We start from the raw sequence: 21,197 nt of genomic DNA, 5'->3' as shown, positions 1-21,197 counted from the left end.
TACTTACGATACCGGAACAATAGGTGGGGTGGCTCAATGCGGTATTGGCAGTATCTTCTGGTGGTCGGGGTGTGCGGTGGAGCTGTGTCATGGCTGGAAGGCGCACAGGCCGCTCCCAGCGAGCAGGGGGGGCCCGTTCAGGCCACGCTGGCCGGCACGTCCTCTTCTCCCGCTCCGGCAGCTCCATCACCCGCCCCGGTGGCGGCTCCCAGTGCTGTCCAGCCTGCCGCACCGGCCGGGAAGAGCTGGTTTTCCGACATTGATGTCGGTCTCCAGATTGAGGGCGGGGCCATGGCCAATACGGGCCATCCTGGAAATGGCATGAATTTCGGTCAGCTTCTCCAGTCCCACAGTGATACGGGGATGCTCAATCAGGTCGCCCTGACCATCACCAAACCCGTTGACCCGATTGGTGACGGTTACGGGCTGGGGGCGAACATCCAGATGCTTTATGGTTCTGATGCCAGAGCTTACGTCATCACGGGGATTTCAGACCGCTGGCTGGATCATCATCGCTACCAGCTTACCCCCATTCAGGCCAACATCGCCCTGCATATGCCGTGGCTGACGAAAGACGGGCTGGACATGCAGCTGGGCATCCTGTCCTCCCCCATGGGGGTGGAGGTGCTGAATCCGGCAGGGCGGGCCTTCTACACCATGTCCTATACGGCGCAGTATTCCAATCCGTTCGAGCATGTCGGCTTCTATGGGCAGTGGCACCTGAATTCGCATTACGCTGTTCTGTTCGGGATGGATGCCGGGAACCAGAAATCATTTGGCCGGGGCAACAACAATGGCGAACCGGCCGGTTATGTGGGCTTCAATGCCAGCCAGCTGGCAGGAGGTGCCCTGTCCCTGACCTATCTGCTGCGGGTCGGGCCGGAAGACCCCCGCCGTGCGCTGGGCAGCCACCGGGCGCATGAGGCGCAGCGTTTCTGGAACGACCTCAACGCCACATGGCAGATCAACCCCAAATGGAGCCTGACAGCCGAGGCCACGCAGGTTCATGATGAGGGGCTGGATGCCAATACATGGAGCGGCGTCATCTGGGGAGCTTATGCGGCAACATCCACCCTGACCTTCAATGCCCGGGCGGAAGTCTATCGGGACAGCACGGGCCAGTTTGTCGTGCAGTACCCGGAGGACACGGGCTATGGCCGGTCACTGCTCGGCCTGCCCGCCCGGACCTACAGCGCCCCGGCAACGACGTATGGCGACCTGTCCTTCAATGCCGTGTGGCGGCCGAATATCGGCCATCATGTCAAGCTGCTTCAGATCCGTCCGGAAATCCGGTTTGACCGTTCGTTGAACAACACCCGGCCTTTTGCGGATTTCCGGCATCAGAACCGTATTCTGATTGGCGGAGACGTGACGCTCGGTTTCTGAGGGGGAATTTCAGCCACGCCCCCGGTATCCGGGCACATCCTGTGCGGGAATCCAGACATCGTCCGGGGCGGGGCCTGTCTGCCAGAAGACGTCGATCGGCATCCCGCCACGAGGGTACCAGTAGGCCCCGATGCGCAGCCATTCCGGGTCCAGCAGTTCGACAAGGCGTGTGGCGATGGTTACCGAGCAGTCTTCATGGAAGGCTCCGTGATTGCGGAAACTGGTGAGGTAGAGCTTGAGGGACTTGCTCTCCACGATCCAGTCCCGTGGGATGTAGTCGATGACGATATGGGCAAAGTCCGGCTGTCCCGTCACCGGGCAAAGGGAGGTGAATTCCGGAGCGGTGAAACGGACAACATAACGCCGCCCTTTATGGGGAGCCGGGACACGCTCCAGCTCGGCGGTTTCAGGCGACTCCGGCTGTACGGTCTGTCGGCCAAGCTGGCTGAGGCTTTCCGTGCCGGGGGCGGTGGGGCCTTTGGGGGGATGGGTGGTCATGAAACGGCTCCTTTTCTGCTGGAATGAGAAAGATGAAGGCATGAAATACGATGCTGCATGGCTTGATACACGGTTCGGATTTGCAAAAAAATCAGTTTCGGTGCAGTAAGGGCACCATTCTGTCCCAATCTGTCACTTCCTGAAAGATCGTCCATGGACATCCGTAACATTGCCATTATTGCCCATGTCGATCATGGGAAAACAACACTCGTGGATCAGCTGCTCCAGCAGTCCGGCACCTTCCGTGAGAATCAGGCCGTCACCGAGCGTGCGATGGACAGCAATGATCTCGAGCGTGAGCGCGGGATCACCATCCTGGCCAAATGTACTTCCGTCGTGTGGAAGAACACCCGCATCAACATCATCGACACTCCGGGCCATGCCGACTTCGGTGGTGAGGTGGAGCGCATCCTGAGCATGGTCGATGGGGCTGTGATCCTGGTGGATGCCGCCGAAGGTGCCCTGCCGCAGACCAAGTTCGTGCTGGGCAAGGCCCTGGCCCGTGGTCTGCGCCCGATGGTTGTCGTCAACAAGGTGGACCGTGGCGACGCCCGCCCGGACGAGGTGCATGACGAGGTGTTCGACCTCTTCGCCGCCCTCGGTGCCAATGACGAGCAGCTGGACTTCCCGATGCTGTATGCGTCCGGCCGCCAGGGCTGGGCGGATACGGAGCTGGAAGGCCCCCGTGAGAACCTGCACCCGCTGTTCGACCTCGTCCTGAAGCACGTGCCCAGCCCGGGCCTGGACAAGGACAAGCCGTTCGCCATGGTCTCCACCATTCTGGAGAGCGACAACTTCCTTGGCCGTATCCTGACAGGCCGCATCGAGCAGGGCCGTGCGAAGGTGAACATGCCCATCCGTGCCCTGCGGGCTGATGGCAGCGTGGTCGAGACAGGCCGCATCACCAAGCTTCTGTCCTTCCGTGGTCTGGACCGTGTGCCCGTCGAGGAAGCCGAAGCGGGCGACATCGTGGCCATTGCCGGTCTCTCCGAGGCCACCATTCCCGACACGCTGGCCGAGCCGTCCATCGAGGAGCCGCTGCCCTCCACACCGATCGACCCGCCGACCCTTTCCATGACCTTCCGCATCAATGATGGTCCGCTGGGTGGCCGTGAGGGCAAGAAGGTGACGTCCCGCCAGATCCGTGACCGTCTCTTCAAGGAGACGGAAGGCAACGTGGCCATCAAGGTGACGGACAGCCCGGAAAGCGAGGCTTTCGAGGTTGCCGGCCGTGGTGAGCTTCAGCTGGGCGTGCTGATCGAGAACATGCGTCGTGAGGGGTTCGAGCTGACCATCGGCCGTCCCCGTGTGCTGTTCCGTGAGAATCCGGAAACGGGTGAGCAGGAAGAGCCGTTCGAGGAAGTCGTCATCGATGTGGACGAGCCTTATTCCGGCGTGGTCGTGGAGAAGATGTCCCTGCGCAAGGGCGTGATGCAGGACATGCGTCAGTCCGGCGGTGACAAGGTCCGCCTGACCTTCATGATCCCCTCCCGTGGTCTGATCGGCTATCACGGCGAGTTCCTGACCGATACCCGCGGGTCCGGTCTGATGAACCGTCTTTTCCACTCCTACCAGCCGCATGCTGGTGCGATTGAAGGCCGCCGCAACGGCTCCCTGATCTCTGCCGAGGATGGTGCGACGACTCCGTATGCGCTTTTCTCCCTTCAGGATCGTGGGACGCTCTTCGTGGATGCGGGTGAGAAGATCTACACCGGCATGATCCTCGGTGAGCATTCCCGTGAGAATGATCTGGAAGTGAACGCCGTGCGTGAGAAGAAGCTCACGAACATGCGTGCCTCCGGCAAGGATGATGCCGTTGTGCTGGTTCCGCCCCGCAAGATGAGCCTCGAGCAGGCCATTGCCTACATCGAGGATGACGAGCTGGTGGAGGTCACGCCGTCTGCCATCCGTCTGCGCAAGCGTTATCTGGACCCGCACGAGCGCAAGCGTGCCGCCCGTGGTGCGAAGGGCTGAGGCCCGGACTTCCGTTTTGGGTCATGAAAAAGGCCGGGGCGTCTGCTCCGGCCTTTTTCCATGTCAGGCTGTATCAGATGTCTGCCCCTCTGTGGCATGATGGCGGGGCTTCACAAGGGAAGAAGGGAAAATGTCATGACCAAGAGTCTCTATGCGACCATGAAAGCCCTGCCCGGCCACCGGGAGAAGGTGGCCAGCCTGCTGACGGCTCTGGCCGAGAACGTGCGGGCCGAGCCGGGTTGCGTGCGGTTCGTGGTGTACACGCTGGAAGATGAGCCGGACCTGTTCCATGTCGAGGAAAGCTACCGGGATGAGGCGGCCTTCAAGGCCCATATGGGGACCGAGCATGGCCGTGTGTTCAACAAGGCCATCGAAACCCTTGTTGAAGGTGGTGCCTCCAGGGTCGTGTTCCTGAAGGGCGTTGCCTGAACGGGGACCATCCGGCAGACGAAAAAAAGCAGGTGTCCCGTCATAGGGCACCTGCTTTTTCCATGGGCGGTGGGTGGGGGAGCCGTATCAGGGCGTGCCCGGCTGGCCCCGGCTTGTGGAATGTTCAAAGCGCAGGGCCTTGTCAGGATGGGCGACATGGTGGGCCGCATGGGCGGCCACGGCTCCCTCCGAGAAGCCCTGAAGGATCAGCTTCATCTTGCCGGGATACTGGGCCACGTCGCCAATGGCGAAGATGCCTTCCAGACTGGTCTGCATGGTGGCGGGATTCACGGGGATGGTGCTGCGCTGTGTCTCCAGCCCCCATGCGGCCACCGGGCCAAGGTCGGTTGAGAGACCGTAGAAAGGCAGCAGCACGTCCGCTTCCAGAGAGCGGACCGTGTCATCCATGGCGATGAGGTCCACATGGGTCAGCTGGCCGTTTTCGCCCTTCAGGCCGTGCAGCTGGTAGGGAACGGCTTTTTCGATGGCCCCGGCGGTGATCTTGGCCTCGATCTGCGCCAGTGTCTCCGGTGCCCCACGGAAGCGGTCCCGCCGGTGGACGAGATAGACCTTTTCGGCAATGTCGGAGAGGGAGAGGGCCCAGTCCAGCGCAGAATCTCCGCCCCCGGCCACAACGATGCGCTTGCCGGTGAAGTCGGCCCGTTTTTTCACATAATACTGCACGGCCCCGCTGCGCTCATAAGCGTCCAGCCCGTCCAGCGGAGGGCGGTTTGGCCCGAAGGCACCAGCACCGGCAGCGATGATGATGGCCTTGGCATGGATGGTATCGCCACGCTCATTCTTCAGGGTGAAGGCCCCCGGCCCACCTTCCAGATGGCTGACCCGGCTGCCGAGAAGGCGGGGCACGTTGAAGGGAGCGATCTGCTCTTCAAGGGCGGCAATCAGGTCACCTCCGGTGATGGAGGGATGGGCCGGAATGTCGTAGATCGGTTTTTCCGGGTACAGGGCCGCACATTGCCCGCCCACACTGTCCAGAACATCCGTCAGGATGCAGTCCAAGCGTAACATCCGGCATTCAAAGGCGGCAAAAAGTGCCGTGGGGCCTGCGCCAATGATGGCGACATCTGTCGTGTGGGAAGAAGCTGCATGTGTCATGCTGGTATTCATAAGCATTTTTTTGCCGCTCGAGTAGAGGTTTGTTGGGCCATGTTAGCCCGGAACAGGCTCCATTGGCTGGTTCTGCTGAGAGAAACGGCCGGGGGTTGTGGGGCTCCCTCTTGTGTCCGGGGGAGGCTTCAGCAATGCTGGCGCCTGTTACGGGTAGCGATACGGGGCGTTGTGTCTGATGGACGTGCATCTTTCTTCTCAGCAGCAGACAGTGCTTCTGGCACGGCATCTTGCGGACATGGTGCGACAGGGGGACTGTGTGGCCCTTCAGGGTGAGATGGGAGCCGGCAAAAGTACGTTTGCCCGGGCACTGATCCGCCATATGGCTGGTGATGAGGCTCTGGAGGTCCCCAGCCCGACCTTTGCGCTTGTCCAGCCTTACGAGACGAAAGCCGGAACGGTGTTCCATTATGACCTCTGGCGACTTTCCGGGCCGGATGAACTTTATGAACTCTCATGGGATGATGCCTGTGAAAGCATCATGCTGGTGGAGTGGCCCGATCGTGCTGAGGATATGCTGCCAGCCGGGGCCCTGCATCTGACATTTGCGCAGGGGACCGGCGAGGAGGCCCGCATCGTGACCCTGCATGGCTGGCCGGAGGAACGGTTGAAGGCCTTGTCCTCTTTTTCTGAAGGGAGGAGAGGCTGATGGGACAGGCACATCCGCTCAATATTGCAACCATTCCGGCATCCTGTCCGTTTCTGGATACGGTCGTGCAGAACTGGCTGGAGCGTGTGGGGGTGGAGGCTGGCCCGGACGGGCGCAGCGGTGGTGACAATGGCACGATTCTGGTGCCTGGCCGCCGTGTGGCCCGTGCCTTGATGGAAGCCTTCCTGCGGGTTCTGGATGGCCGTCCGGCCCTGCTGCCTGCCATCGTGGCTCTGGGAGATGTGGAGCAGCAGAGCCTGTTTCCCATGACGGTTGATGAGACTGTTCCGCCTTCTGTGGGGCCGGTTTTCCGGCTGGCCATTCTGGCCCGGCTGATTCTGGCGGCACCTTTTTTCACGACCGTATCAGGCCGGGACGGCGGTACGATCGACCGGGTCTGGCCGCTGGCGCAGGCTCTGGCAGAGCTGATGGATGATGCCGAGCGGAATGGTGTGGACTTATATGAAGCCCTGCCGAAAGCCGTGGCTGATGATTTTGCCGGACACTGGCAGAAGACGCTGGAGTTCCTTCGGATCGTCACGGAAGCATGGCCTGCCATTCTACGGGAGGAAGAGCGTAGCAACATCATGGCCCGTCAGGTCGCCCTGATTGAGGCGCAGGCCCGCCTCTGGGCGGATATGCCGCCGGATTATCCGCTCTGGGCCGTAGGCTTTGTGGATGGGTCTGCCGGGGTGGCCACGGCGCTGGAGGCTGTGGCGGCCCTGCCACGAGGCATGGTGGTCTTTCAGGGGCTGGATTGCGGCATGGAGGATGAGTGGTGGAACCAGCTTCCTCCCACCCATCCACAGGCCCTGTTTCGTGAATTCCTGTCCCGGGCCGGGATAAATCGGGCGGATATTGCCATATGGGGATATCCGCTGCGGCCGGAGCGGGAAAATCTTTTCCAGCATGTCATGTTGCCAGAGGCAGGCATTGCCTGCTGGGGGCAGCCGGTGGGTGATGTCCGTCCTTCTGGCATCAGTCTGCTGCCAGCAGCGGATTCGCAGCAGGAAGCGCAGGCCATTGCCCTGATCCTGCGGGACGTGGCCAGCCAGCCGGGGCGCTCCGGTGCTCTTGTGACGCCGGATCGTGGTTTGGCCGACCGTGTCCGGGCGGAGCTTCTGCGTTTTGGCATCCATGCGGATGATAGTGCAGGAGAGCCGCTGGTCCGTACCCCTGCGGCCGTATTCCTGCGGCTGATCGCCCAGGCCGTGACGGCCCGGTTCAGCCCGGTGGCATTGCTGTCCGTTCTCAAGCATCCGCTGGCAGCTCTGGGGGGGAGCCCCGGCCGTGCCCGGGCCAGTGCCCGCCTTCTGGAAAGGCGGCTGCTACGGGGGCCGGCTCCCCAGCCGGGGATGGATGGACTGCGCCATGCTCTTGAGGCTTTGCAGGAGGCGCAGCAGACGGATAATGGCTATCAGGCTGATGCACCAGACAGCCCGGAACGCCTCGCAATATTTCTGGACAGGATGGAAGAAGCGTTCAGGCCCCTGCTGGGGCTGGAGTCAACCGCCCGTGTGCCAGAGCTTCTGGCTGCTCTTCTGGAGACAGCCGAACAGCTCGCAGCGGTGGAGGGTGAGGGGTACGAGGCTGACCAGCCCCGCCCTGGGTCCCGCCTTTGGCTGGGGGAAGATGGCGGGGCCCTGTCCCGGCATTTCGTGGAGCTGATGAGCCATACGGGGGACTTGCCACCCCAGCCCCTGAGAGCACTGGAGGGGTTTCTGACGTCCAGCATGGCGGGCAAGACTTTGACAGGGCTGCGGGGCTACCAGGGGGGTGTGGAACTCGCCCATCCCCGAATCTCCATCTATGGCGTGCTGGAAGCCCGCCTGCTGGCTTTTGATACCGTCATTCTGGGAGGGCTGAATGAAGGCAGCTGGCCTCCCGCAGCGGAATCCGGCCCGTGGATGAGCCGCCCGATGCGCCAGCGTGTCGGCCTGCCGTCACCGGAGCGGCGGATTGGTGCACAGGCGCATGACTTTGTATCTGCTGCCCTGTCGTCGGAGCAGGTCATCCTGTCCAATGCCCAGCGGCGGGAAGGGTCACCCGCCGTCCCGGCCCGGTGGCTGATGCGCCTTTCAGCGTTTCTGGAAGGGAGGCAGATCACGCTTCCCGTTCACCCGGCATTGGCGTGGCAGACCATGCTGGACATGCCTGCCGGGGAGGCAAAGCCCGTAGCTCCCCCCAAGCCACGGCCTCCCCTGTCTCTGCGCCCCCGGCGGCTGAGCATTACCCAGCTGGATACGCTCAAGCTGGACCCCTACACCATCTATGCCCGTCATGTGCTGGGGCTGAAGGTTCTGGCCCCGCTGGAAGAAGGGGCGGAACACGCCGATTACGGGAAGATCGTCCATACGGCTCTGGAGCGCATGATCAGGGAGCATCCCGGTACATGGCCGGCCCATGCGGCACAGATTCTGCACCGTCATTTTGATGATGCCCTTGATGAGGCCCTGGTGAATCCGGCTCTTGCCAGCTGGTGGCGGCCTCGCCTGCATCGTATTGCCGACTGGGTACTGGCGCAGGAGCACTGGCGTCATGTGGGGCGGCTGAACTGTACGTCTCATACAGAGGTCTCTCTGGCATATACGCTACGGGGCCTGCCGGGTGGTGACTTCCATATTACAGGACGGGCCGACCGGATTGATCTGTGGAATACGCCGGGGCAGGAGGACACCACGGGGCGCATCCTTGATTACAAGACAGGAACACCCCCTGAAAGCAACGAGGTGATCGCAGGCTGGTCATCCCAGCTGGTGCTGGAGGCTGCCTTTCTGAAAGAGGGTGCTTTCGAAGGCCTGCCTGCCGTGGAAACGGACGCGTTGGCCTATTGGAAACTGAGCGGCGGAGAGGAACCCGGCAAGGAAGTGGTCATTCCCTCCGTGAAGGCAAAAGTGACGCTGGGTGATCTGGTTGGCCCGGCTCTTGAGCAGCTGCGGACTCTTCTGACGGATTATGACGATCCATCCCGGCCTTACCGGTCTCAGCCATGGGCAGGGAAAGAGCACCGTTACAGCGATTACACCCAGCTTGCCCGTGTGGCGGAATGGCGTCTGGCAGGAGACGATGAAGAATGATCCAGCTTGCATCACAGGGACAGGATAACCATCAGCGGGCCCTGAAAGAGGCCAATACGGCACAGAAAAAGGCCTCGAATCCCATGGCTTCCGTCTTTGTGTCGGCCTCGGCAGGGTCGGGGAAGACAAAGCTGCTGATTGACCGGCTGTTACGTCTCATGCTGCCACTGGAACAGATTGGTGAGGATGGGCAGCCTGTCCTTCTGGACGGGTCGGAGCCTTCCCGCATCCTGTGCCTGACTTATACGAAAGCCGCTGCCGCTGAGATGGCGCATCGTCTGCAAAGCCATCTCGGTCGCTGGGTGTCTCTTTCAGATGAAAGACTGGGAGAGGCACTGACTGCACTGGATGTGCCCAACACGGCTGCTACACGGGAGTGTGCCCGTGGGCTGTTCCTGAAAGTGCTGGATGCGCCGGGCGGTTTGCAGATTGAAACCATTCATGCCTTCTGCCAGTCCCTTCTGCGGCGCTTCCCACTGGAGGCAGAGCTGGACCCGCATTTCGTCCTGATGGAAGAGGCGGACGGACAGATGGCCCTTCGCCGTGCGCTGGAGGACAGTCTGGCGCAGAATCAGGACCCTGTGCAGGTTCTGGCAGGCCTGACCGGTTTTGACAGGCTGATGGGCCTGCTTGGGCAGTTCAATGCTCAGTCAGGTCTGCTTCAGCCCCTGTTGCGGCTTTGGGAGATGTGGCCGGAGCGGGTGCAAGAGGCCTATCAGGGGCTTCTTGATGTAGGGAGCGAGTTTTCAGAGGTTCTGAAGGTCGAAGCCTGCCAGCTGGAAGATGAAGCGGCATGGCGGGCGGACATTCAGGCAGCTTTGCCGCAGCTGGCGCCTTCCAAAAGGGAAAAGTTCGAAACGTTCCTGAGATGGCTGGAGTGTGACAATCCTGCCGAGCGGGATGATGCCTTCCTGCTGTCGCTCCTGTTCACGAAGGAAGGCGGGGTCATGGACATGAGCCGCCATCTGGGGGCCAAGGCCCGCAAGGCGGCCCCTGATTTGGTACAGCGTCTTCTGGATGAAGCCAGACGCCAGCAGGAGATGCAGGAGCGTATCCGTATCCAGCGGCTTCTGGAGATCAACACGGCTTTTCTGTCCCTTGCCCTGCCGGTCATGGGGCGTTTTGCCGATGAGAAAAGAAACCGTGGCACGGTCGATTATAATGATCTGATCGCCCGGACGAGGGCTGTCCTGCGGGAGCCGGGGGCAGCATGGGTGCTGTACAAGCTGGATGGCGGTATCGACCATCTTCTGCTGGATGAGGTGCAGGACAATTCCGGCCTGCAATGGGAAATTGCCGGGGCCCTGACGACAGATTTTTTCTCTGGTTCCGGCGTGCGGGAGGACATGCCCCGTCCCCGGACCATCTTTGCGGTGGGGGATTTCAAGCAGTCCATCTACAGTTTCCAGGGCGCAGAGCCGGAACAGTTCCACAAATGGCGGCAGGAATTCGCTCGCCGTGTGAAGAATGCCGGTCTTCTCTGGGAGGAACCTCAGCTCAATGTGTCGTTCCGGTCCCTCTCGCCGGTTCTGAAATTTGTTGATGCCGTTTTTGCGGGAGAGGCTGCACGGGACGGCCTGCGGGAGCCGGGGGAAGATGGCAGGCTCATCCACCGTTCGGCCCGGTCCGGCGGTGGGGGGCGTGTGGAGCTGTGGCCTCTGGTACCTGTGGATGGGACAGCCGGAGAAGTGCCTGATCCATGGCGTGCGCCGGAGAAGAACGAGGATCAGCGTAGCACCCAGCAGCGTCTGGCCGATGCGCTGGCCACGCATATACGGGCGCAGATCGGCCGTCCGCTCCAGTCGGATACGGCCCCGCTGAAGGCCGGAGAGGTGATGATTCTGGTGCCCAAGCGCTCCGCCTTCCTGCGGGCGCTGATTCGGGCCCTGAAGGCACGGGATGTGCCGGTGGCCAGCTTCATCAGCAGCGGGCTGGTGGAGCAGCCAGCCGTGCAGGACCTGATGACCCTCTGTGATGCGCTGCTTCTGCCGCAGGATGATCTCAGTCTGGCCAGCGTGCTGACATCCCCCCTTGGTGGGTTGAGTGATGAGTCTCTCATGGCCCTGGCCACGGCGGATGGGCAGCGGCGTGAGCTGGGGCGGGGCGGGATGCCGCTCTGGAGTCTTCTGGCCCGGCGGCATGAGGAGCGGCCGGAATGGCGGGCGGCATGGGAGCGGTTGCAGGCCCTCTACAAACGTGTGGATTATGATTCACCCTACGAGATTCTCATGCAGGCGCTGGGTGTGCAGGGGGGACGGACCCGCCTTCTGGCCCGTCTTGGTGCTGAAGCTGCCGAACCGGTGGATGAACTGTTGACGGTCGCCCTGACATATGAAACCCAGCATCCGCCATCCCTCCAGGGTTTCCTGCACTGGCTGCGTGCCAGTACGGTGGAGAGCAAGCGTGAGGTGGAGGCCGAGATTGATGCCGTGCGCATCATGACGGTCCATCGGTCCAAGGGGTTGCAGGCCCGTCTGGTCATTCTGCCTGATATGACAGGGACGGCTGGCCGGCCTGACCCTCTGCTCTGGACAGAGCTGGATGCCGATATGCCGGAGGGTGGCCTTGCGGATGATGCGTTACATGGGCCGCTCTGGATACCACAGGTCAAGATGGGGACGGAGCGGACATGGGAGCTTCTGGCACACCAGCAGGCCCGCCAGAAGGAGGAGAAGAACCGTCTGCTCTACGTGGCTCTGACACGTGCCAGTGATGCGTTGCTCATCTGTGGCTGGAAGCCAAAGAAGAACAGCAGTCAGAGCTGTTGGTATGATCATTGTCTGGCTGGCATGAACCGTCTGAAAGAGCAACTGGGAGAGGAGGCTGTCGGTTCGTCCGGGGATGGGCATGATGATCTGGAGAGTCTCTTCCGGATGGGATTGACGGTGAAGGATGAACCTTTCGCAGGAGACTGGGAGGGGGAAAGTCTTGTGCTGGAGATGCCCGTCATGGCTTCGGCAGTAGCGGGGATACGTCCCGATGCGGCGCCGGTCCGGCCTGCTCTGCCTGCCTGGATGGGACAGGCACCGGACTGGCAGGTGACCCCTGCCCCCCATGAGGATGCCCTGGCCCGTCCGCTGGCCCCAAGCCGACCGGAAGCGGCGGCCTATGGGCCATTGCCTGCGGCCCGGTCCCCTTTGGAGATCATGCGGGAGGGGCTGGTCATTCCACAGCCGGCCCGTCGCCGTCAGGATGCCATGGAGCGGGGGACGCTGGTCCACAGGCTGCTCCAGTTCCTGCCGGACCTGCCCGCATCAGAGCGGCGGCTGAAGGCCGAAGCATGGCTGCGGCATACCATGCCGGGGTTGGCGGAGGAGGACGTGACCAGTCTGGCAGGGCATGTGGTTTCTGTCGTGGAGATGGATGTTCTTGCGCCGCTTTTCGGGCCGGGGAGCCGGGCCGAGCAGGGTGTGTCCGGTACGCTGGGCCGCCCGGGGGACGGGTCGGGTCGGGTCGTGCTGGGGCAGGTGGACCGCTTCCGCTTTGATGGACAGACGGTCTGGCTCTGCGATTACAAGACGGGCCGCCCCCCATCCCGGCCGGAGCGTGTACCATCGGCCTATCTGGGGCAGATGGCCAGCTACCGGCGTGTCATGCAGGGGCTGTATCCCCATTGTCCCGTGCGGTGTTTCATTGTCTGGGTGGATGGGCCTGCCGTGACGGAGCTGCCGGAGTCTCTGCTGGCTGCACAGGAAAACCTCCCCCGATGACCGGGGCATGGCATGATGTCTGTTACCCTCTGTTTATCATAGAGAAAACATATTACGCTGCACGGCAATACCTGTTTCTCAAGTAGATGGTCCATCTGCGAAGGTAACAGGACCGGAGAAGTCATGATTTCATGAGGGCGTATGAGGCCCCGGTCATGGTGGGGTGTGCTGCTGGTCACTGCGTCTGATCTATGGCAGAGACACTACAGGTGAGATCGTGTTTGTGTGGGGAAGGATCATATCATGAGCGAGCATACAGTAGCTGTGACGGATCAGAGCTTTGAGGCGGATGTCCTGAAGGCTGAGGGATTTGTTCTGGTGGATTTCTGGGCAGAATGGTGCGGTCCCTGCCGTATGATTGCCCCGGCGCTGGATGAGATCGGCAGGGATTACAAGGGGCGTGTCACGGTGGCAAAGGTGGATATCGACTCCAACCCGGAGACCCCGACGACCTTTGGTGTGCGCAGCATTCCGACGATGATCCTCTTCAAGGCGGGCAAGCCGGTTGCCCAGCAGATGGGCGCCCTGCCGAAGAGCCAGCTCAAGGCATGGCTGGAGGCCCATATCGATTGATGCCGTTTTGCCATGGCGGATGGCATGAGGCCCGGATGGCAGGGGTTACCCTGCTGCCGGGCCGTTTTCATAAAGGGGGAGCGCATGAGGGAGATGGTCAGTTTCCGGCAGACGGTGTAGAATGGCCGCCATGTCAAAAAAGCCTGATTTTCCTGCCCCTGTCATGATCACTACCTCGGCTGGGGTAGCATTCCTCTGTGAGAAGCTGCGTCACGAACCGTTCGTGACGGTGGATACGGAGTTTGTACGGGAAAGAACCTACTGGCCCCGCCTGTGCCTTGTCCAGCTTGGTGGTTGTGAGGATGTTGCCCTGATTGATGCCTGTGTGCCGGGCATTGACCTGTCTCCCTTGGCGGCTCTTCTGGCAGAGCCTGCGTGCGTGAAGGTTTTTCATGCTGCCCGGCAGGACCTTGAGATTTTCCTCCATTTATTCGACCAGCTGCCCGTCAATGTGTTTGATACGCAGGTAGCAGCCATGGTGGCCGGGTTTGGTGAGCAGGTCGGGTATGACAATCTCGTGTCTGCCATGACAGGCCAGGGCATCGACAAGTCACACCGTTTCAGCGATTGGGCAGCCCGGCCTCTTTCAAAGGCGCAGATCGCCTACGCCAGTGCGGATGTGACCCATCTGCGGGTCATTTATGAAAAGCTGTTGGGCCAGCTGGAGGAACAGGGCCGCCTGCCCTGGGTGAAGGATGAGCTTGCGGCTTTGGGGGAAGTCAGCCTCTTCCGGCCGGATCCCAGAGGGCTCTGGATGAAGCTGAAACCCCGCACAGGCAACAGGAAGGTACTGGCTGTCCTGCGGGAGGTGGCTGCATGGCGGGAAGAAGCGGCCCAGCAGGCGGATATGCCCCGCCAGCGAATCATTCGTGATGAAAGCCTGCTGGAGATTGCCGTGGCCCGTCCGCATGATAGCGGGACGTTGGCACGGATCCGTGGTGTCACGGCTGATTTTGCCAGAAGTGATCTGGGGCGTGATCTGCTGGCTGCCGTACAGCGGGGGGAGCAGTGCCCGGAGAGCGAGCGGCCGGAACTGCCGCACAAACGCAAGGCGGAGCGGCCCCGTGCGCCTTCCGGTGTGCTGGCTCTGCTCAAGGTTCTTCTTACGGCCCGGAGTGAGGAAGGGCGCGTGGCAGCCCGGCTGATTGCCTCCTCGGATGAGCTGGAGCGTCTGGCGCAGGGGGAGACGGACCTGCCGGTTCTCAAAGGATGGCGGGCCGAACTGTTCGGGCATGAGGCGCAGGCCCTGCTCCGGGGGGAGAAGGTTCTGTTTGTCAGTAAAGGCCAGTTGCAGGTCGTGGACAGGGGATGAAGCCCTGTTGCCCGGAAACTGCGCTGGTGGATGAGCCACACGGCAGGTGAGGAGATGGGGCCGGTTTTGGGTTGGCCCGGTTTCTGCTAAGCATGGTGGGAGACCGCCATGGCTGTGTGCTGTGGGAACGAGTGGAGAAAACGTGGATGGCTATGGAATGGACAGATGAGCTGATCGCGCGGCTCAAGGAGCTTTGGGAGCAGGGTCTCTCAACGGCTGAGATTGGCCGTCAGCTTTCTATTACGAAGAATGCGGTCGTTGGCAAGGCTCATCGCCTTGGGTTGCCGCCTCGTCCGTCTCCCATCCGCAACAAGGCCGCAGCGGAGGGCTCTGCCAAACCGGCACGTACCCGGACCCGCAAGGCCGAGGCCACATCTGAGGCTGTGGAGAAGAAGGCCGCCTCCGCAGCGCCTGCCAAGCCTGTGGAGAAGAAAAAGGCTGCGGCTCCCAAGGTGGTGAAAGTGTCTCCTGCTGCTGCGGAGGAGCCGGCAAAACCAGCCAGTGTCAAGGCGGACAGACCGGCCGGGACCGAAAAGCCCGCCAAGGCATCAGCTCCGAAAGCAGCTGCAGCGGCTCCTGCTGAAAATCCCAAAGCAGCCGAGCCAGCGGCACGTCCGGCAGCGCCGGTCGCCCAGCGTAAGGTGGCTCCGCCGCGGCGTGTGCGTGATACGATCGATCGCACCTTGCGGCAGGGGCCGACATGCCAGTGGCCTCTCGGAGATCCCGGCACGCCAGATTTCCATTTCTGCGGTGCCACACCACTGCCCGGCAAGCCTTATTGTGCGGAACATGCCGCCATTGCTTATGTGAAGATTCGGGATCGTCGTCACTGAGAGCGTGACTGCGGCTTGCGGGCTGTCATGAAAAAGGCTGCCATCCCGTGCAGGAATGGCAGCCTTTTCCGTTTCCAGATGATGAGGGGGCAGGTCAGCCCTTGGGCTTGCCTGCTGGGGCCTCGGCCGTTTCATGGGGGTGGTTGTGGGGATGGTCTTTCGTGCCAGGCAGTGGTGCGGTGATCATGCCCAGCTTGCCGGTGATCTGCCCGCCTTCTTCCACCTGCAGGCGACGGCATTCCGCATCACCAAGCAGGCGTCCGCTGGCCCGAATGGTGAGCGTGTTGCGAACGGTCAGTTCGCCCTCCAGCGTACCGGAGACTTCTGCACTTCCTGCCTCGACCTTGCCACGGAAGCAGCCGTCTGGGGCGACGGCGAGCTCCTTGACGGTGAGGTGGTCTACCTCAAGCGTGCCTTCAATGATGAGGCGTTCGATGTTTTCGACAGTACCACGGATGGTGATGCCATTATGGACAACCAGCGTACGGGCATTATCGGTGTAGCCGCCTTTGTCCTGACCACTGAAGCGGCTGGAGGAAGCCCGTTGGCGGGGCGCAGAACCGGGCATGGGGGAGGGAGGCGTGGGAAGAGACATGATTTCCTTTGGTCGGGTGGTTGGAGTGGGCTGCATCACGGCAGAGCGGTTGAAACATGATACCGGAACACCGTTCCAGCAGGTGTACGACCCGGATAGAGCCAGAAGATGTTTCTGGCCAGGTGGCGGGACCAGTAAAGGGGGCTTTTTCATAACCTGTCAATGCCGGGTGGCAAAGAGGCATTGATATGCCCGCCACGGGCGTTATGGTATCAGGCTGATCGCCTGAAAACGAAAGAAAGTCGCCATTTATGTCTTCCACTGCTCCCAGATATGACCTTCTCTGCATTGGCAATGCCATTGTGGATGTGCTGGCCACCGTCAGCAGCGAGATGCTGGCCGAGTTTGGTGCCACTCCGGGCAGCATGACCCTGATTGATGCCCCCACGATGGCACGGATCGAACAGCGTATTCGTGTCGAGCAGGTGGCCGGTGGTGGCTCGGCTGCCAACAGTGCCGTTGTGGCTGCCCGTATGGGAACGAAAACGGCCTATCTGGGCAAGGTAGCTGCTGACAGGGCTGGTGAAGAGTTCACGGCTGACATGAAGGCGCAGGGCATTGCCTTTCCGTCTGTTCCGCTCGCCGGGGAAGAGGGAATCCCGACGGCCCGTTGCATTGTGCTGATTACGCCGGATGGTCAGCGTACCATGTTCACCTATCTGGGCGCCTGTGTGGAGTTCACCCCGCAGGATGTGATGGCCGATGTCGTGGCTGGCTCGGCCATCACCTATCTGGAGGGGTATCTGTTCGATCGTCCGCAGGCGCAGGAGGCGTTCTATCAGGCTGCCCGTCTGGCCCATGAGGCGGGGCGCAAAGTGGCCCTGACACTCTCAGATGCGTTCTGCATCCAGCGTCATCAGGCGGCGTTCCGTTCTTTTGTGTCGGAATCGGTTGATATCCTGTTTGCCAATGAAGGGGAAATCCTGGCCCTTTACGAGACGGAAGATTTTGATGAGGCCCTGAAGGCTCTCTCTGGGGATGTGGCGCTGGGTGTCGTGACACGGGGTGAGAAAGGGGCTGTCGTGCAGGCTGGTGCTACACGGCATGATGTTCCGACAAAGCCTGTGAAGGTTGTTGATACGACGGGGGCCGGGGATGCTTTCGCTGCTGGCTTTCTGGCTGGATATGGCCGGAAGCGGTCTCTGGTGGAGTGCGCCACGCTGGGGAATGAGGCCGCAGGCCATGTCATTGCCCGTCTTGGAGGCCGCCCTGATGAAGGCTTCGCCCTGAAAGCCTGAGGCTCATGCAGCCGGGATAGAGAAAGGGCCAGCCCTGCGGTTCGAGGGCTGGCCTTTTTTGCAGGTTGTGGATGGGGAGGGTCAGAGAGCACCCCATGTGGTGGTCTGTATGTTGTGGGCAGCGAGCAGCTCTCTTGTCGCAGGGCTCGTGAGTGTGGCGAGTTCCTGTTCGGGCTGATAGCCGGGCATGAGGCTTGCCATCTGGCTGTTCTGGCCTTTTGCCGGATGAAAATAGATTTCACTGATACCAGATGGCAGTTGTGGGATCAGTCTGTGGATGCGTTCTGGTGTCATATGGCCGGACCAGCGCAGGCCAAAGCAGGAATCATTGGTTTTCATGCCAGCGCGGCGAATCTGGTGGCGCAGGACACGGGTCCACTGCTCCAGGGCCTGGTCGCCAAGGCTGGGCGTTTCCCCCAGTGGGCCGGCAGGTTCCATGGGAGTGCGGATGGCTCGCAGTCCGTAGGTTCTGCCCGTCTGGATCATCATCTGCCCGATGGTTGGGTGCAGGTGCATGTGTTTGTGGGCATTGGCATGATCCAGTTGCAGGCCTGTACGGGCGAACTGCTCAAACTGGGCATGGATTTCCTTTTTCAGGGCAGCACGTGTGGTGGGCGAGAAAAAATACTGGAGGCCCAGCTGTAGCTGATTGCTGCCAAACCAGCCCTTCTGGTCCGTAATGATGGGGAGGTGCAGCAGGGAATCCCCTTCAATGACGACCAGATGAAGCCCCAACCGCAGGTTGGGCAGTCTTTTTGCCCGCCGCAGGGCATCCTCAAAGGCAGGGGCGGCCACCATGAGGCTGGCTGTGCTGAGGAGACCATTGCGGTGGGCTTCCTCGATTGCTTCATTGACTTCCACGCTCATGCCGAAATCATCAGCAGAGAAAATGACGCGGCGGGGGGAGGAAACTGTCATGGTCTGGCTCGTGGGAGGAAGGTGAGAGGGTGGCCCTGTGTGGCAGTGGGCCCGCATGATGCCTCAATCAGGCTCTTATGTGAATGTCAGGGCATGTCATGAAAAAGGCGGCCTCTGGTGAGGCCGCCTTTTCCCTGTTCAGTCGCTTCAGGCCAGTGTCAGGAGGAGTGACGCTGACGGAGGAACTGGAAGAATTCCACACCCTCACGCAGGCGGCGTTTGAGCATCTGTGGGTCCGTAATCATTTCCTTGACGATGGCGAAAATCTTGGAGGGGCGGAAGTAGAACTCCTTGTAGAAGGTTTCCACGCTCTTGAAGATTTCCGTATGGGAGAGATGCGGGTAATGTAGCGGGGCGATCTGCACGCCGTTCTCATCAATCAGCTCAGCTTCGTCTTCATTCAGCCAGCCATTTTCAGAGGCCTGCTTGTGCAGGAAGGTCCCCGGATAGGGAGCTGCCAGAGACACCTGCATGGTGTGCGGGTCAATCTCCTTGGCATATTCGATGGTCTCACGGATGGTTTCTTTTGTCTCACCCGGCAGGCCAACGATGAATGTTCCGTGAATCTTGATGCCCAGCTTGTGGCAGTTTTTCGTGAATTCACGGGCCGTTTCGATGCGCATGCCCTTCTTGATGTTGTGCAGGATCTGCTGGTTGCCGCTTTCATACCCGACAAGAAGCAGGCGCAGCCCATTGTCCCGCAGCACCTTCAGCGTGTCGTAAGGCACATTGGCCTTGGCATTGCAGGACCACGTCACGCCCAGCTTGCCAAGCTCCCGGGCGATGGCCTCGGCACGGGGCAGGTCATCGGTGAAGGTGTCATCATCAAAGAAGAATTCCTTCACCTGCGGGAAATATTTCATGGCAAGCCTGATCTCGGCTGCCACATGCTCCGGGCTGCGTGTGCGGTAGCGATGCCCGCCCACTGTCTGCGGCCAGAGGCAGAAGGTGCAGCGGGACTTGCACCCACGGCCCGTGTAAATGGAGATGTACGGGTGTTTCAGGTAACCGATGAAGTAATCTTCAATTCTCAGGTCACGCTTGTACACTTCCGTCACGAAAGGCAGGCTGTCCATGTCTTCAATCATGGCGCGGTCCTTGTTGGTGATGATCTCACCATTCTCGTTGCGCCATGTGATGCCATCCACCTCGGCAAGGGGCTTGCCTTCGGCAATTTCCTTGATGGTGAAGTCGAATTCATTGCGGGCCACGAAGTCGATCGGGCTGCCCTGTGCAAGGCTTTCGTCAGGCTGGACAGCCACCTTGGCTCCGACCATGCCGATCTTCAGCTTCGGGTTGGTTTCCTTCAGCATCTTGGCCACACGGACGTCAGACGGGAAGGACGGCGTGGAGGTGTGCATGATCACCAGATCACGATTCTTCACATCCTCAAGGATGGGGCCCATGCCCATCTTGGCCGGGGGAGCGTCGATCAGGCGTGAGCCAGGCACCATTGCTGCAGGCTGGGCCAGCCACGTGGGGTACCAGAAGGAGCGGATTTCCCGCTTTGCCTGGTAGCGTGAGCCAGCACCGCCATCAAAGCCATCAAAAGATGGGGGCTGCAGAAACAGTGTTCTCAACATGAACGGACACTCCTGATAATGTCGGGCCTGTCAACGCCGGTTTCGTTGACGGGAAAAGGGGCACACAAGGTTAATTGAGCTTGTTATAGGGACTTCGGAAGTTTTTTGCCACGGGAGATGTGCAGCGACTGTCCCCGCCAGGTCACCTGCGTGCCACGGGCGCTGCCAACCATGACAGCGGCCGACAGCCAGTCCCGGAAGATGAGATGGGGGAAAAGGCCGGGCATGGCGCAGTTTGTCAGCCGTCCGATGTGGCATGTCATGGCACTGCGGCAGAGCAGCCCCCCGCCCAGCAGTGCCCAGGAAAAAAACCGGGCTGGTGCAAAAAGGACACAGAGACTGCCCCAGAAGAGCGGCAGCTGGAGGGCGGAAAGACCATAACCGACAGGCTCCACACTGCGGACAGTCCGTCCCCAGCGCAGTTCATGCTGGAAGAGGGCCCCCAGGCCCGTTTCGGCAACGGTTGTCTGGCAGATGGTGGGTGCCAGGGCAATTCTGCCGCCATTGTGGCGGATGAGCTGCCCCAGCACGGCGTCATCAGCCACATGCTGGACAAGAGCTTCCAGTCCGCCGATGTCTTCCAGATGCTTGCGCCGCAGGGCCATGGTGGCCCCCAGGCAGTCCTGCCGCCCCATGAGGCGGGACATCATGACACCGGGAAGGAAGTTTGTATTTATGCCACATGCCCCCAGCTTGCGGACGAGCGTATTGCTGGCGGGCAGGCCTGCATAGAGGGTTGTGGCAAGCTGCACGCCGTCTTGCTGGAGTGCCCGTACGATGCTGGCCGTGTAGTCTGCGCTGACATGGATGTCGGAATCAGAAATGATCAGGACATCATGTTTACAGGCAGGAAACATGTTGATGAGATTGCCCACCTTGCGGTTGGGGCCGTGCTCTGTCTGGTCGATGACGACAGATATGTCCCGTTCGGGGTAGCGCTTCTGGAGGCGCCGGACGACGGCCAGTGCCGGGTCGTGTTCATCCTGAAGGCCGAAGACGATCTGATGGGGCGCCGGATAATCCTGCCTGAAGAAACTTTCCAGAGCCTCTTCCAGCAGCGGCTCGTCCCCGTGAAGGGGTTTCATGATGGTTACGGCTGGCAGGGTGCCATCATGGTGCAGGGGGCTCAATGTTTCATCGGGGATATGGGCTGTCCGGCGGAAACGGTGCAGCAGCCCGGTGCCGATGGCCCCCTGGAGATGCCCAGCCAGTGAAAAGATGCCGCTTACGGCAGAGGCGATCGCAAGCAGTGAGGGCATCAGCAGGAGTGTCCGCAGGAATGATGGAACTGGTG

General features: G+C 61.1%; 16 protein-coding genes. 10 read left to right on the top strand and 6 right to left on the bottom strand.

All coding sequences use genetic code 11. From position 1 onward, the window contains the following. Positions 1-36 precede the first annotated feature (36 nt). Complete coding sequence (locus DTQ13_RS02910) at positions 37-1,386, top strand: outer membrane beta-barrel protein (protein ID WP_086431320.1); 1,350 nt, start codon at positions 37-39, stop codon at positions 1,384-1,386. Positions 1,387-1,395: 9 nt separating this feature from the next. On the opposite strand, the gene queF is transcribed toward DTQ13_RS02910, so the two are convergent. Further along, a complete protein-coding gene (gene queF, locus DTQ13_RS02905; RefSeq protein WP_043558053.1) occupies positions 1,396-1,884 on the bottom strand; it encodes a preQ(1) synthase in 489 nt (162 codons plus the stop codon). A 153-nt stretch (positions 1,885-2,037) separates the two neighbouring features. On the opposite strand from queF, the gene typA reads away from it, so the two are divergent. Both typA and DTQ13_RS02895 read left to right on the top strand, forming a co-directional pair. Further along, positions 2,038-3,858: a translational GTPase TypA gene (typA, locus tag DTQ13_RS02900; protein WP_043558056.1), complete on the top strand. Its 1,821-nt coding sequence runs from the start codon at positions 2,038-2,040 to the stop codon at positions 3,856-3,858. A gap of 135 nt (positions 3,859-3,993) precedes the next feature. Further along, the gene (locus tag DTQ13_RS02895) at positions 3,994-4,287 is read left to right on the top strand and encodes a putative quinol monooxygenase (RefSeq protein WP_043558466.1); all 294 of its coding nucleotides are present in this window, start codon (positions 3,994-3,996) and stop codon (positions 4,285-4,287) included. 87 nt (positions 4,288-4,374) lie between these two features. Here DTQ13_RS02895 and DTQ13_RS02890 read toward each other — a convergent pair whose 3' ends face one another. Further along, the gene (locus DTQ13_RS02890) at positions 4,375-5,403 is read right to left on the bottom strand and encodes an NAD(P)/FAD-dependent oxidoreductase (protein WP_043558469.1); all 1,029 of its coding nucleotides are present in this window, start codon (positions 5,401-5,403) and stop codon (positions 4,375-4,377) included. A 190-nt stretch (positions 5,404-5,593) separates the two neighbouring features. On the opposite strand from DTQ13_RS02890, the gene tsaE reads away from it, so the two are divergent. The 6 genes from tsaE (at position 5,594) to DTQ13_RS02860 (ending at position 15,569) form a co-directional block, all read left to right on the top strand. Beyond that, a complete protein-coding gene (tsaE, locus tag DTQ13_RS02885) occupies positions 5,594-6,064 on the top strand; it encodes a tRNA (adenosine(37)-N6)-threonylcarbamoyltransferase complex ATPase subunit type 1 TsaE (RefSeq protein ID WP_086442170.1) in 471 nt (156 codons plus the stop codon). Further along, a complete protein-coding gene (addB, locus tag DTQ13_RS02880; RefSeq protein WP_248461051.1) occupies positions 6,064-9,141 on the top strand; it encodes a double-strand break repair protein AddB in 3,078 nt (1,025 codons plus the stop codon). The genes tsaE and addB overlap by 1 nt, the downstream gene beginning before the upstream one ends. After that, a complete protein-coding gene (gene addA / locus DTQ13_RS02875) occupies positions 9,138-12,851 on the top strand; it encodes a double-strand break repair helicase AddA (RefSeq protein ID WP_248461050.1) in 3,714 nt (1,237 codons plus the stop codon). The genes addB and addA overlap by 4 nt, the downstream gene beginning before the upstream one ends. 243 nt (positions 12,852-13,094) lie before the next feature. Further along, on the top strand, positions 13,095-13,424 hold the full coding sequence (trxA, locus tag DTQ13_RS02870; RefSeq protein ID WP_043558061.1) for a thioredoxin TrxA: 330 nt from the start codon (positions 13,095-13,097) through the stop codon (positions 13,422-13,424). Between the two features lie 121 nt (positions 13,425-13,545). Next, positions 13,546-14,736 (top strand): ribonuclease D, encoded by a 1,191-nt coding sequence (rnd, locus tag DTQ13_RS02865; RefSeq protein WP_248461049.1) that lies wholly within the window; start codon positions 13,546-13,548, stop codon positions 14,734-14,736. Positions 14,737-14,888: 152 nt separating this feature from the next. Further along, positions 14,889-15,569 carry a GcrA family cell cycle regulator gene (locus DTQ13_RS02860; protein WP_408902121.1) on the top strand — a complete coding sequence of 227 codons (681 nt, stop codon included), beginning with the start codon at positions 14,889-14,891 and terminating at the stop codon, positions 15,567-15,569. A 94-nt stretch (positions 15,570-15,663) separates the two neighbouring features. Here DTQ13_RS02860 and DTQ13_RS02855 read toward each other — a convergent pair whose 3' ends face one another. Next, complete coding sequence (locus DTQ13_RS02855) at positions 15,664-16,164, bottom strand: polymer-forming cytoskeletal protein (protein WP_232317282.1); 501 nt, start codon at positions 16,162-16,164, stop codon at positions 15,664-15,666. Positions 16,165-16,415: 251 nt separating this feature from the next. On the opposite strand from DTQ13_RS02855, the gene DTQ13_RS02850 reads away from it, so the two are divergent. Then, positions 16,416-17,402, top strand: coding sequence for an adenosine kinase (locus tag DTQ13_RS02850; protein ID WP_086442165.1), 987 nt, complete (start codon positions 16,416-16,418; stop codon positions 17,400-17,402). 81 nt (positions 17,403-17,483) lie between these two features. On the opposite strand, the gene hpnK is transcribed toward DTQ13_RS02850, so the two are convergent. From hpnK to hpnI, 3 genes are all read right to left on the bottom strand, one after another. Then, positions 17,484-18,320 carry a hopanoid biosynthesis-associated protein HpnK gene (hpnK, locus tag DTQ13_RS02845; protein WP_043558072.1) on the bottom strand — a complete coding sequence of 279 codons (837 nt, stop codon included), beginning with the start codon at positions 18,318-18,320 and terminating at the stop codon, positions 17,484-17,486. Between the two features lie 158 nt (positions 18,321-18,478). Continuing rightward, a complete protein-coding gene (gene hpnJ, locus DTQ13_RS02840) occupies positions 18,479-19,903 on the bottom strand; it encodes a hopanoid biosynthesis associated radical SAM protein HpnJ (RefSeq protein WP_043558074.1) in 1,425 nt (474 codons plus the stop codon). An 83-nt stretch (positions 19,904-19,986) separates the two neighbouring features. After that, positions 19,987-21,162 carry a bacteriohopanetetrol glucosamine biosynthesis glycosyltransferase HpnI gene (gene hpnI / locus DTQ13_RS02835; RefSeq protein ID WP_103765264.1) on the bottom strand — a complete coding sequence of 392 codons (1,176 nt, stop codon included), beginning with the start codon at positions 21,160-21,162 and terminating at the stop codon, positions 19,987-19,989. Positions 21,163-21,197 lie beyond the last annotated feature (35 nt).

The organism is Parasaccharibacter sp. TMW 2.1888 (assembly GCF_023167265.1).
Lineage (GTDB): Bacteria > Pseudomonadota > Alphaproteobacteria > Acetobacterales > Acetobacteraceae > Bombella > Bombella apis.
Note: the sequence above shows the minus strand (reverse complement) of the source record. Positions and strands in the feature narration are given on the sequence as shown.